Source organism: Streptomyces sp. NPDC031379, from assembly GCF_055569615.1.
Map to the genome: position 1 here is coordinate 132,693 of NZ_JBVIIT010000009.1, position 12,361 is coordinate 145,053.

Consider the following 12,361-nt stretch of genomic DNA (forward strand, 5'->3'; position numbering starts at 1 on the left):
ATGAACACTTCGGCCTTCGTTCACGGGCTGTCCGCCTGGCCGGAGGAGTCTCGTTCGGTCTGTGCGGGGACCGTCGTGCCGCCCTGTCTCCGCGACCTCTGGACGGACACCCGTGACCGCAACACGCACCCGCCGACGGTACCGTGATCTCGCTCTTCTCCTCGTCACGGGATCGGCGCTGGCCGGCACGCTGGCCGCCTCCCCTGCCCATGCGGCCCCGGCCGACGACATCCGCGTCGACGAAGTGGTCACCACCGGGGATGTCGAGGACTCGATCGAGCTGTACAACAAGGGCACCGCGACGATCGACATCTCGGGCTGGATCCTCAAGGACGACAAGGACGGCTCGGAGTACAAGATCGCTTCCCGGACCACCCTGGCCGCGGGCGCGTTCCGCGCCTTCGACGTCCACGCCGAGTTCGGCCTGGGATCGGACGACAAGGCCCGCCTGTACCTGCCGGACGGAAAGACCCTGGTCGACAGCTTCTCCTGGACCGGGCATTCCGCCCCCTCCTGGTCACGCTGCCCCGACGGCACCGGTGCGTTCGAGCCGGCCGAGGTGACCCTCGGCGCCGCCAACGACTGCGGCGGCACGGGCGGGGGCGGTGACACCACGCCGGTGGCGTGGCCCGGCGGCAGCTCCGTGACGACCGCTGACGCCTCCAACGTCTTCGGACAGGACCTCAGCGGCCTCTACCAGGAGGGCAGCGTGATGTGGGGCGCCCAGAACAGCGGAAGGCTGTGGCGCCTGGTCCGGAGCGGCTCCGGCGGCTGGACCCCCGACACCGGCAGCGGATGGACGTCCGGCAGGACCCTGCGCTTCCCCGGCGGCACCGGCAGCCCCGACAGCGAGGGCGTCACCCTGACCGGCGGCGGATCCGCAGCCGGCGTGTACGTCGCCAGCGAACGCGACGGCGACGCTTCCGGCACCAGCCGCCTGTCCGTCCTGAAGTACGACGTCTCCGGCAGCGGCTCCACACTGACCGCCACCAAGGAGTGGAACCTCACCTCCGACCTGCCGTCCGTCGGCTCCAACCTCGGTTTCGAAGGCATCACCTGGGTCCCCGACACCTACCTGAGCGGCGCCGCCTTCAAGGACGCCTCGACCGGAGCGGCCTACGACCCGGCACGCTACGGCGCCCACAGCGGGGGCGTGTTCTTCACCGGAGTCGAAGGCACCGGCATGATCTACGGCTACGTCCTGCAGGACTCCGGCGCCTTCACCCGCGTCGCGTCCAGCGACAGCGGCATGAGCGGCGTCATGGAACTCCAGTGGGAACCCCAGGCCGCCCGCCTGTGGGCCGTCTGCGACGACACGTGCGACGGCCGGCACCGCACCCTGCGGGTCGACACCTCCTCCGGCGCCTTCACCACCACCGCCGCCTACGACCGCCCCACCGGCATGCCCGACTACAACAACGAAGGCTTCACCCTGGCAGGCGCCGACGAGTGCGTCGCCGGATCGAAGCCCGTCTACTGGTCCGACGACACCAATGACGGCGGCCACGCACTGCGCAAGGGCACCCTCAGCTGCTGACACCTGCCCCGGCAGGCCCGCGCTGTCAGTGGCGGCTGAGAAGCTGGAGCGATGGACCGTGATGACGAGCAACTGCTGCGCGGCCGGGTCTACGGCGCCGACCACGAACACCCGGGCCCGGTGCCGGGCCGACGCTACGTCGAACTGGTCGGCGGCCCGCTGGACGGCCTGCTCCTCGACGTCACCGGCTGGACGCAGGACGAGATCGACACCGGCGCCGCCCTGCGGACGGAGCTGGCTCGGTTCGGGCCGGACGGCCGGGCGCTCTACGACCCGCGCCCCGGCGACGCAAGCCGCTTCGACTGGTCCGGCGACAGCCTCTGACCCCCACCGCCGGCCGCCGGGGCACACGGCACCCACGGCGCCGCCGATGGGCCCACCTGATGACGTCCGTGCCCGGGGCGGAGCCGGGCGTGTCCGTCAGGGCGCGGTGTACCGGGTGGTGAGGCAGTCGCCGCACACATCGGTCCCGGGGGCGAGGTCGGCGGCCCGTCGGCAGTGGCCGCAGACACCTTCGAGCTGGTGTGCCCCACACAGACACAGCCACACGTATGCGTCGAGATCGTCAGCGGTCTGGGTCAGCACGACGCATGCTTCTCGCGAGGAGCACTCCGCGCATGCGTAGGCCGGCGGCTGCCCGCCCTCGGTGGTCGCCCCGGGGAAGCTGCCCGCGCCGTAGGCGTCCACCGCGTCCGCGATGTTCTCGTACGCCTTGCCGCACAGCAGGCAGCCGACGGGCCGCACACCGGCGTTCCCGGGAGTGACGAGCGCCGTGAAGTGGCCGCAGGACAGGCAGCGCAGCGTGTGACCGCCGGCAAGCTCGAGTTTCTCGCCCAGCGGGGCCAGGCGGCGGTCGACCAGAGCGCGGATCCGGCCGACCAGCGGTCTGACGGTCTCCGTCAGCTCCCGCGCCTCTTTTGCCGCATCGATGCTGTCGTCGGGCAGCAGCTCCTCGTCGATGAACGTCAGCAGCAGGTCGAGAACGGGCAGGGCGCGTGCCTCCACGGCGACCGCGGTGTCGGCGCCCGGGAAGTGGGTGAGACGGTTGCGCACATCGCCCAGGGCCGTGAGGGCGCCGTTCGCCGGATCGATCGGGTGCGCGATCCTCACGTCGTCGCGCAGGCGCCTGAGGGCGCCCGGTGTCCCGACGCTCCTGAACTCGCCCAGGCGGTGGAGCCGCTCGTCGAACTTCATGGGGTGCATCCACACCAGGGCCGGATCGTGCCGTTCCAGACGTGCCTTGAACAGGGTCTCGGCCGCGGACTGAAGATGCAGCACCGCGTACCTCAGCGCGCGGCCCTCCGGCTCGTCGACCAGCGACCTGACCGAGCTGTGCAGGTGGTCGAGGCCGTTGACGACGACCGGGAAGCGCATGTCACCGCGGCTGCTCATCCCGTCCCTCCATGATTGGCGGTGGTCTCGTCCAGCCCCACTCGCGGAGCCGGATCCCCGAGACCACCGCCAGCCTACGAACCTCTCCGCCGGCCGCCGCAGGGGGGATCACACGGACAGCGGCGCCCGCCGAGGGGTGGTGGGGTCAGTCCTCGTCGGGGTCGAGGACGCGGCCCTTGAGCTTGATCGGATTGGCGGCGCCCACCTTGAGCTGGCCGTCGGTGTAGCGGCCGGGCGTGGCGCCGTCGATGGCGGTGACCTGGGCGGCGTAGCCGATGGCTTCCTGGTTGGTGGACAGGTACGGGTTGTGGGTGAAGGTCAGTGTGCGGCCTCCGTCGGCGAGCTTGCCCTGGGTGGTCTGCAGGTTGCCCTTGGCCTGGAGCGTGTTGACGTCGTGGTAGGCCCAGGAGAGCCAGCTGGTGAACACGAAGCCCGTGGGTGCCTTGAGGGTGAAGGTGACGTCGCCGGGGTTCACCGGGGTCGGGACGGTGCTGAGGATGCCGAAGCTGAGGTGGGCCGGCACTCCGCCCGGCGCGTCCTCGACGATGCCCTGCTGGAGGATGTACAGCTTGTTCTCGGATCCTGATTCGACGGGGGCCTGAGTCTGCGTGGCCATGGGATTCCCTTCTGTGGATGGGTGTGTCCGCGGGGGGCGGATCCGCCGGTGGCGGGCTCGGGGGGCCTTGCTCATGGGCCGTCGGGGCCGGGGCGCAAGCCGGACGTCGTGAGCTAGGCGGAGGGTGCGGGGTCGGTGGGCGCGTGGTCGGCCAGGAGGGGGCCGAGGACGACGAGGGCGCCGAGCGCGATGTCCTCGTAGAGGTAGAACCCCGCTTCCAGGGGAGGCAGTTCGCCGTCGGCGGGCTCATCGGCGCGCTCGTCCGTGCCGGCGTGCGCGGCGGTGTCGTCTCCGGTGTCGTCTCCGGTGTCGTCTCCGGTGCCGTCTCCGTTGTCGTCGCCGTCCTCGTCGCGGGCCCCTGACATGCCGATCAGGTCCGTGAGGTCCTGCGCGGCACCCTGGAAGGCGGCGCGGGCCGTGGTGGCCAGCAGACGCAGGGGGAGGTCGAGCGCGGCGGCGGTGTGCTGGCCGGGGATCAGCTTGGCCGCGGTGGGGGCCTGCGCGGTGGCGGTGGCGAGCCACTGCACGGGCAGCACGCTCGCGGAGACGATCCGCTCGGTGGGCATGAGGGCTGGGGGGTCGCCGTCGGTCATGAGGTCCTCCCATTCCATGAGGTCGAAGAGGAACTGGCCGCCCTTGTAGAGGGGCCAGGGGCGGACCGTGTCGAGCAGGGCGCGGGCGCGTTCGGGTTCGCGCCGGCGCGCGGCCACGCCGTGCCGGGCCAGGGTGCACAGGCACTGGCGCAGATGGCTGTTGACCTGGCCGAGGAAGGCGAAGGCCCGGTGGTCGGTGGGGGCCGACGGGCCGGTGGCGGGACCGGCCGGCGGGGGTGTGGTCGTGGTGGTGGTCACAGTGGCCTTGAGGTGACGTAGTGGGCGATCTGCCGCAGGACGGCTTTGCCCTCGTTTTCGGGGATGATCCGCAGGTCTTCTTCGAAGCGGGCGATGCCTTCGGCGGCGAGCCGGTCGGCGAGATCGGTGGCGTACTCGATGGAGCCGTGCCGCCGCATGGCGGCGAGGAGTTCCTCGGCGTGCTGTTGGGTCTTGTCGGTGCGGCGTTGCCGCAGGACGTCGAAGAGGCGGGGCCGCTCGTGGGCGTAAGCAGTGCGGAACAGGTGGATCAGCATCACCGTGCGCTTGCCTTCGAGCAGGTCCCCGAGGGGCTCCTTGCCGTAGAGGGCCTCCTCGCCGACCAGGTTCAGGATGTCGTCCTGGATCTGGAAGGCGATGCCGATCAGCCGGAACGCCTCGTCGAACCGGCGCAGTACGGCAGGGTCGGTGACACCGGCGCAGACGGCTCCGATGCGGCACGGGCTGATGCACGTGTACCAGCCGGTCTTCTTCGTGCTCATCGTGAAGTAGGCGTCGTCGGCCTCGGGGACGACCTCGTGACGGATCCAGCCCAGCTCCAGCGCCTGGCCCTCGATGGACTCCCGGCACATGTGCACCGCCTCGTGGATGAGGCCGAGGGTGCGGACCAGACCGAGTGTCTCGAGGTTGGACAGGACGGCGTCGACGGCGAGCAGGTTCAGGCCGTCGCCGACGTTGACGGCCAGGCCCAGCCCGTGTTCCTCGTGCATGGTGGGCAGGCCGCGCCGGTGGGTGGACTCGTCGGCGATGTCGTCGTGGACGAGGAAGCCGTTGTGGAACAGCTCCAGCGCGGCCGCGGCGCGTACGGCGTCGTCGGGGCGTCCGCCGAAGGCGGCGCAGGCCGCGATGGTCAGGGTGGGCCGCAGCCCCTTGCCCTGCCGCGCGGGGTAGGAGCGCATGAGGTCGTACAGCTCGGCGCGCGGCTCGCGGTCCGGCAGCAGCCGTTCGATCTCCTCGTTGGTGCGGGCCCGGCACCGGCGCATGGTCTCCATCAGGTCCGCGTCGCGGACCGGTTCCTCCAGCGACCAGCTGGTGCTGACGAGGCCGTCCCACAGCAGGCGCGCGGGCCTGACGGTGGTGTCGCCGATCAGCGCCGGTGGTGGAGGCGTGTCCTCGGGCGAGCGGCGGGCCAGGAAGTCCAGCGCCGTCCAGTCGACCGGATCGCCGGCCGGTTCCCGGGCGGATGGTGCCGTGCTTCCCCACAGCTGAGGGGCCTGTTCGCGGTAGGCGCCCCACAGTTCCTGCATGCTGCGCAGGCCGGCCGCGCGCTGGGACAGGAGGCTGAAGGCGCGCCACACGGCGAGGGTGTCGTCCCGGGAGCCGCGGACGTCGAGGCTGTCGGGCAGGACCTGGTCGACGGGTGGGCGCTGGAGGTCGAACAGCAGGTTCATGGCCCGGTTGTCGAAGACGACCTCGACGTCGGGCTGCGGGCAGCGGTCCTGGCGTACGACGATGCGGCTGTGCCGTGCGGTGAGCGTGGCGTGGCTGCCGTCGTTGAACTGCAGGCCGAGCCGGATGTCGCGCAGTTGGTCGGCGGCGGCGGCGAGGATGGCCGGTGCCCGGTCGGACAGGGCGGTGACCGTCTCGTCCAGCAGCCGGGCACCGGTGAACGCGGGCACGGTCTCAGTCATGGGCACCGCCGGCGAACTCCACGATGCCCTGGGTGCGGAAGCCGACGTCACGCCCGCCGACCCGGCCCTCCACGGTGCACGGGCCGAGGGTCTCGTGCACGCTGAACGGATGCAGGCTCGTCTCGGAGGGGTTGGCGATCCGGCCCGACGTGTGGGAGCGGAAGTCGAGAACGAGACGGTCGTCGCCGAGCCGGGCCGTGATCAGCAGCCGGCCGGGCACCGCGGCCGTCGGCGGGGTGCCCAGCACGTCCGCCAGCGGTGGGACCATCGCCACGCGGTCGCGGTCCAGAGTGCCGCTGACCGCGACCCGCAGGTTGCGGCGCGGGAAGTGGCGGACCATGCGTCCGTCGCGCCACAGCATGACCGACCCGTTGGCCGCGTCCGCCGGATGCGCGGGCTGGATCAGGGTGAAGACGACCGCCGAGGGCGGAGCGGCGTCGGCCGGGCCGGAAGGGTCGTTGACGAACCCGAACACCCAGCCGCCGAGCGTGGGCCAGGACCACCGGCCGCGTACCCGTTCGTGGTAGCCCAGCAGGTCCGTCGTCGTGACGGTGCCGTTGCCGTGCCGCAGGGTGCCGGTGCCCAGGACGCCGGGTTCCGACTGCCACCGCAGGTGTTCGTTGTCGCCGAAGGGCGCGCACTGCGAGGTGCACGGCCTGCTGGTGCGGGTGAGCCGCACATCGGCTGCCGGTCGTGCCGACCGGGCCGCCACCCGGAACGCGCCGGCCTCGCCGTGCGGATGGGGTAACCGGAACGCCGACCAGGGCAGTTCGGGCTGATCGGCGTTGAACTGCGTCGAACTCCAGCCGATCCCCTCCTCGTGGAGGAGGAGGATCGCCATGTGCTGTCCCTCGGCGGCCGTGCCGGTGCCGCTGCGTCGTCCGGTGGCCGGAGCGCCCGGATCCGCGAAGACCACGCCGGTGGAGGAACCCAGTACGGACAGGTTGGCGATCAGCGCCTGCCGGCCGCACCGGGACAGGAACGCGTAGTGCAGCCACTTGCGATCGAGCGGGTGGGAGAGCGGGGCGTGTGGGAAGGGCCCCGGGGGCCCGAGCCTGGGCAGGACGGCCGTAGTCACGTTTCGAAAGCTAACCCATTGTTCGCATGGAGTAGCAATTGGTGCGGCTCACCCGGGTGACCTGGGAGCAAAGAAACGTTCACCTCCATATTCAAGGTTTGGAATCGCAAAGAGCCGCCTATGGCGGATAGCGCGCCACAGACGGCTCAAGGTCTCGCATGGGTCTTCGGCCGGTCTTCGCGCCGGCCTTTGTCGGCCCTCGTCTCAGTCCTCGTCGTCTCCCAGGACGCTCGCCTTCAGGCGTACTTCCGGCTGGCCGGCGATCACCGCCCGGCCGTCGGAGTACCGGCCCGGCTCGGCATCCGTCCGAGCCCGGACGCCGAGGGTGTAGACCAGGGCCGCCGACGGATGGCCGGGTGTGTTCAACCGGGGTTCGTCCGTCACCGACAGAATCCTGCCGTTCTCCCGCACCGTTGCCACCGGTTCCGGGGCGGCGACCACGGAGCCGTCCACACGGTAGTACGCGCATGTCGCCCGGCCGTCGAAGACGAGACCGGTCGGCGCGGTGAAGCGGTGCTCCACGCGTCCGGGGGCCCATGCGTCGGCGGACGACACCCGTACGTGGAGCAGCTCGCTGCCGCCGCGCGGGATCTCCACCCCGACCTCCTGGCGTACCAGCAGCCTTGCCGCGGCGGCCCCGTCCCCGCTCTGCGCACGGTCGGCTCCGGTGTCCCGTTCCGGACTCCCGCCCGTGTCTTGCTGGGTGGTCTCGCGGCCGGTGTCTTGCTGGGTGGTCTCGCGGCCGGTGTCTTGCTCGGTGGTCTCGCCGCCCGCCTCCTGCTCGGTGGTCTCGCACGGTACGGCGGTGAGGGGCAGGGCCGCGATCCGGTGGTGGAAGTTGTCCGCCACGAGCAGCCGCCCGGCCGGATCCACGGCCAGACCGCACGGATACGCCAGCAGGGCGCCGCCGGCGTCCCTCGCCGCCCCATCGGCCGCTGGATCCGTCCCGGCCACGACACGAGCCGCTCCGTCGGCCAGCCGCCACACGCGGTGTCCGTTCACGTCGGCGACGTAGACGGCCCCGTGCGCGTCGACCGCCACGGCGCACGGTGCGCTCCAGTCGACCGCCACGGCGCAGGCGCTCCCGTCCGGCGGCCCCGCCAGCACCTGAAGAGTCCCGTCCGTGGCCAGCAACAGCACCCGACGGCCCACCGGGTCGGCGATGTACAGCCGGCCCGCCTCGTCGGTGGCCAGACCCGCGGGCAGGAACACCTCGCCCGCGTCGGCCGCACCCGAGCCCGAAGACCGTCCGGACGGTGCGACGACCGTGCTGATGACACCGTCCTCGCCGACCCTGCGCACCCTGGGGGTGCCCGCTTCACCGACGTACAGGGATCCGGAGCCGTCCACGGCCAGGGCGCAGGGAGCGTCCAGCCGCGCACGGTCGGCCGGCCCGCCGTCGCCCTCGCCGCCGCGGGTGCCGTCTCCCGCGACGGTGTCGATGCCCCCCGAGGGGTCGATCCGGCGGATCCGGTGGTTCAGCTCATCGGCGACGAGGACACCCCCGTCCGTACCGACCGCGAGAGCCGACGGGAAGCCCAGACGGGCCTGCACCGCGGCCGTGCCGTCCCCGGCGAAGCCACGCAGTCCGTCCCCGGCGACCGTCGTCAGCACGCCGGAGCCGTCGATCCGGCGCACCCTGTGGTTGGCGTGATCGGCGATGAAGACACCTGCCGGCCCCACCGCCACATCCCCGGGAAAGGCGAGCTGCGCCTCCACCGCCGGCCGCCCGTCCCCGGAGCATCCGGCAGTGCCGTTTCCCGCCACGGTGACCAGTGGATCGTGCCCGTCCGGGGCGACCGCCTCCCGTGTCCCGGCAGTGGCCGTGGCCTTGGGCGTCACACCGTCACCCCCCGCCCCCGTCGCAGCGGCGCCTGGGCGGCGTCCCTCACCCTGTCCCTCACCCTCCACGCTTTCGTCACCCGCATGTCAGTCTCCCTTCCGGGCCGTCGCTGCCCCTTGCATACCGGCCGGGCCACGACCGCCGGGAGCAGCGCACCGGACGCTCCACCCGCACGAGGGAGGAACCGCTGGAGACGGACGGCCGGATCCCGCCGGGACGGCCGGGTCCCGCCGGGAGGGACGGTGGGCTCCCGCCGGGGACAGACGGCCGTGAGCGCCCACGACTTGAGCCGGTGCGGGCCCGATGCGCTCCCCGTCCGTGCGCCCCATGCGCCCCGTGCGCCTCAGTTCCACTCGAACAAGTGACGCAGAATCGATCCGGCGTTGCAAAAGGGGGAACAGCGGCATACCGCACGCAGGCTCGGGCTAACCATGGACGCGGATGACGGGCCCGGTGCACTCCGTTCGCCCACGCCACGCCCCGACCGAAGCCGCTGACGGAGTCCCGCATCCCGACTCCGGGCACCGCTCCCGTGGCTTCCCGCGCCGACCGCGAGCACACGGTGCCCGGACCTGCCCGCCTCCTGCGGGCCGAGCCGGGCGGGGGCCGCACCGGGGCGTCCCTTTCCACGCACGCTTCGATCACAGCCCCAGGAGGACCCGGATGGCCACTGAAGTGCAGTCCACGAAGAAGGAAGCCTACAAACGGGGAGAGGAGCAGGGACGCGCCGACGCGCTCTCCGGCCGCCCGTACGCCGACCCGCCGCGCGACGGCTCACGCGGGGAGAAGGACCACTACGCGAACGGCTACGACTGGGGTTACGAGCAGGGCCGCGCGCAGAAGCTGGCCCTCGTGGTGTGGCAGGAAGGCGGTGTCGAGGACGCCCCCGGCGGCCTCGGCACCACCATCAACGTCTGCGTCCGTACGCCGAACTGGAGCGAGACCGTCGACGCCGGCGAGCGGGAGCACGTCTTCACCGCCCCCACCGGATTCCGCTGGAACGGCATGGTGGGAGCCCAGTACAAGCGCATGGACCAGACCACGGGCGGCAGTCTGCCCCCCGTCCAGGCCAAGGTCAGCGCGGACGGGCGCACGCTGACCTTCACCTACCACGTGCACCTGAACACGACCGACCAGGACAAGGACTGCATCGTCTACACCTGCGGTCTCGAGGCCGTCGACGGTGCCAGGCCCGGCCGCTTCACGGACGGCGTCGCCCAGATCGGCACCGCACCCCCGGCCAAGCTCAAGGCCGAGGTCATCGAGGACGAAGACTGAGAGAGCAGGAGTCAGAGACATGACCACCGTCGTCACTTCCGGCGTCTTCCCGACCACCACCCCGGCCATCTCCCCGGTCGACGGGCTGGGCACCGCCGACGTCAGATGGGGCAGCAGCGGCTCGCAGAGCGGGTACCAGTTCCGCGGCGCGGCCGCGGACGTCCAGCTCGACGGCACCGAGTTCGTCGTCGGCACCTTCGTGCACCGCAACCTCCCCACCAACGTCAGCCCGAGCCAGTTCAACGTCATGCTCGCCATCAACGTCATGTTCGAGGACGGCAGCACGACCGACCTGAACTTCGCCTTCCATCACAACGAGACACCCAACAGCACCGGCAGCAGTCCCGTGGACGACGACCTGGTCGACCTGCAGGAGTTCATCCACCCCCAGCCCGTCACGATCGACGGCAAGCAGTACAGGGCGGTCGTGAGCGGGTTCAAGCGGAACGGACAGATCGTCCGGCAGTTCCGCAGCCCCGAGGGCGGAGTCAACTTCGCCGAAGTCGTCTGCATGTTCACCTTCGACGAGCCGGACGTGATCATCTCCGACCTCCGCTACCTGGGCAACGGCACGGGCCAGCCCGACGAATACATCGAGATCTTCAACAAGGGTGGCGCGCCCCAGGACCTGACCGGCTGGATGGTGGAGTCCAAGCCCACCGGGCGCACCTACAGGTTCCCGTCGGGAACGGTCATCCAGCCCGGCCAGCGCTACCGGGTCTACACCGACGAGGTCCGCCAGGAGTTCGGCGGATTCTCCTTCGGCTCCTCCGAGCAGGTCTGGCGTGACGAGGGCGGCATCGGCCGCCTGGTCCACGACGGCTTCGTCGTGGACCAGTACCCCTACCTCGACAAGGGCTTCAACAAGAACGCCACGCCGTAGCGCGTCCCCGTCGGTCCCGCGGTGACCGGTGAGGCCAGGGCCGGCCTCACCGGTCACCCGCCTGCTGTCGCCTCGGCGATCACGGGGCGGCCGGTTTCAGCGGGGGAGCCTGGCCGGGTCCGTGGCCCAGGAGGTGTTGGGCCGCGTCGCCAGCCGCAGGGCGATCCTGCCGCCGTGCAGCGTCGGTCCGGAACCCGTCCACGACCGGTCCAGCGCTCGCCCGTCGAGGCGCACCGCGTCGACGTACAGGTGGCTGTCGTCGGCGTCAGGAGCGGTGATCACGATGTCCGTGGCACCGGGACGGTCCAGCACCGCCTTGCGGAAGACGGGGGCGCCCAGCAGAAGATTCGCACTGCCCGGGGTCTGCGGATACAGCGCGAGGGCGGAGAAGACGTACCACGCCGACATCGTGCCGAGGTCGTCGTTGCCGGGGAGCCCCGACGGGCCCGTTCCGTAGACCGTGTCCAGGAGTCGGCGGACCGTCGCCTGGGTCTTCCAGGGCTGTCCCAGGGCGTTGTAGAGCCAAGGGGCGTGGATGCCGGGTTCGTTGGTCGGGTCGTAGCGCAGCGGGTCGCCGCCGTGCAGCGACCACGAGCCGTCGGCCTTGTGGAAGAAGGCGTCCAGTCGCTGGGCCGCCGCCTCACGGCCGCCCATCGCCCGGGCGAGGCCCTGGACGTCCTGCGGCACCATCCATGTGTAGGTGGCGCTGGTGCCCTGCGCGAAACCCAGGTCGCTGCCCGGCCTGAACGGCGTCACCCAGGAGCCGTCCAGGTTGCGCGCCTGGATGTAGCCGCCGTGAGCGGTGGCGTCCGGGTTGAAGACGTTGCGCCAGTACGCGGCTCGCTCGCCGAACGTCTTCGCCTCCGGCGCCCGTCCGAGCCGTCCGGCCCACCCCGCGAGCGCGAAGTCGGCGACGGCGTCCTCCAGCGTCTCCGCGGCACCGCCCCAGCAGTGACAGACGTCCTGCGCCGCATAGCCGGAGGTCAAGTACTGTGCCAGATGGGGGCGTTGGCCCACGCACTGCCCGGGACACCCGGCGTCCGACAGGCCGTCCGGACGGGGGTCGGTCGCCTGCCGCGCCAGCGAGTCGAACGCCCACCGGTCCCACACCCCGCCGTTCTGCCGGGCGAAGTTGTACAGCGACTGCGCGAACTCGCCCGCGACGGTGGGCTTGAGCAGCGCCAGCAGCTGGATCTGCGCCCGGTACTGGTCCACTCGTCAGGCCCCCTTGGAA

10 protein-coding genes and 1 pseudogene are annotated in these 12,361 nt (G+C 71.5%); 4 read left to right on the top strand and 7 right to left on the bottom strand.

Going from position 1 to position 12,361, the window contains the following annotated elements:
* Positions 1 to 112 precede the first annotated feature (112 nt).
* Positions 113 to 1,537: a lamin tail domain-containing protein gene (locus ACZ5CW_RS15455; RefSeq protein ID WP_468601361.1), complete on the top strand. Its 1,425-nt coding sequence runs from the start codon at positions 113 to 115 to the stop codon at positions 1,535 to 1,537.
* Positions 1,538 to 1,588: 51 nt separating this feature from the next.
* A complete protein-coding gene (locus ACZ5CW_RS15460) occupies positions 1,589 to 1,861 on the top strand; it encodes a hypothetical protein (protein WP_468601363.1) in 273 nt (90 codons plus the stop codon).
* 96 nt (positions 1,862 to 1,957) lie between these two features.
* Here ACZ5CW_RS15460 and ACZ5CW_RS15465 read toward each other — a convergent pair whose 3' ends face one another.
* The 6 genes from ACZ5CW_RS15465 to ACZ5CW_RS15490 form a co-directional block, all read right to left on the bottom strand.
* The gene (locus ACZ5CW_RS15465; RefSeq protein ID WP_468601365.1) at positions 1,958 to 2,929 is read right to left on the bottom strand and encodes a hypothetical protein; all 972 of its coding nucleotides are present in this window, start codon (positions 2,927 to 2,929) and stop codon (positions 1,958 to 1,960) included.
* Between the two features lie 145 nt (positions 2,930 to 3,074).
* Positions 3,075 to 3,545, bottom strand: coding sequence for a hypothetical protein (locus ACZ5CW_RS15470; protein WP_468601367.1), 471 nt, complete (start codon positions 3,543 to 3,545; stop codon positions 3,075 to 3,077).
* 113 nt (positions 3,546 to 3,658) lie between these two features.
* Positions 3,659 to 4,396: a hypothetical protein gene (locus ACZ5CW_RS15475; RefSeq protein ID WP_468601369.1), complete on the bottom strand. Its 738-nt coding sequence runs from the start codon at positions 4,394 to 4,396 to the stop codon at positions 3,659 to 3,661.
* Entirely contained in the window at positions 4,393 to 6,045 is a 1,653-nt protein-coding gene (locus ACZ5CW_RS15480) for a polyprenyl synthetase family protein (RefSeq protein WP_468601371.1), read from the bottom strand. Before ACZ5CW_RS15480 ends, ACZ5CW_RS15475 begins: the two co-directional genes overlap by 4 nt.
* Entirely contained in the window at positions 6,038 to 7,123 is a 1,086-nt protein-coding gene (locus tag ACZ5CW_RS15485) for a hypothetical protein (protein WP_468601373.1), read from the bottom strand. Before ACZ5CW_RS15485 ends, ACZ5CW_RS15480 begins: the two co-directional genes overlap by 8 nt.
* A 204-nt stretch (positions 7,124 to 7,327) precedes the next feature.
* Complete coding sequence (locus ACZ5CW_RS15490; protein ID WP_468601375.1) at positions 7,328 to 8,965, bottom strand: NHL repeat-containing protein; 1,638 nt, start codon at positions 8,963 to 8,965, stop codon at positions 7,328 to 7,330.
* Between the two features lie 664 nt (positions 8,966 to 9,629).
* Here ACZ5CW_RS15490 and ACZ5CW_RS15495 point away from each other — a divergent pair.
* A complete protein-coding gene (locus ACZ5CW_RS15495) occupies positions 9,630 to 10,244 on the top strand; it encodes a hypothetical protein (RefSeq protein WP_468601377.1) in 615 nt (204 codons plus the stop codon).
* A 19-nt stretch (positions 10,245 to 10,263) separates the two neighbouring features.
* On the top strand, positions 10,264 to 11,127 hold the full coding sequence (locus tag ACZ5CW_RS15500) for a choice-of-anchor K domain-containing protein (protein WP_468601379.1): 864 nt from the start codon (positions 10,264 to 10,266) through the stop codon (positions 11,125 to 11,127).
* A 96-nt stretch (positions 11,128 to 11,223) separates the two neighbouring features.
* Here ACZ5CW_RS15500 and ACZ5CW_RS15505 read toward each other — a convergent pair.
* Positions 11,224 to 12,339: pseudogene (locus ACZ5CW_RS15505) on the bottom strand (glycoside hydrolase domain-containing protein); the annotation flags it as partial.
* Positions 12,340 to 12,361 lie beyond the last annotated feature (22 nt).

Bases quoted from the DNA above. Each gene is read 5' to 3' on its own strand.
- ACZ5CW_RS15460 (WP_468601363.1), top strand. From the start codon at position 1,589: ATGGACCGTGATGACGAGCAACTGCTGCGCGGCCGGGTCTACGGCGCC.
- ACZ5CW_RS15480 (WP_468601371.1), bottom strand. From the start codon at position 6,045: ATGACTGAGACCGTGCCCGCGTTCACCGGTGCCCGGCTGCTGGACGAG.
- ACZ5CW_RS15470 (WP_468601367.1), bottom strand. From the start codon at position 3,545: ATGGCCACGCAGACTCAGGCCCCCGTCGAATCAGGATCCGAGAACAAG.
- ACZ5CW_RS15465 (WP_468601365.1), bottom strand. From the start codon at position 2,929: ATGAGCAGCCGCGGTGACATGCGCTTCCCGGTCGTCGTCAACGGCCTC.
- ACZ5CW_RS15500 (WP_468601379.1), top strand. From the start codon at position 10,264: ATGACCACCGTCGTCACTTCCGGCGTCTTCCCGACCACCACCCCGGCC.
- ACZ5CW_RS15495 (WP_468601377.1), top strand. From the start codon at position 9,630: ATGGCCACTGAAGTGCAGTCCACGAAGAAGGAAGCCTACAAACGGGGA.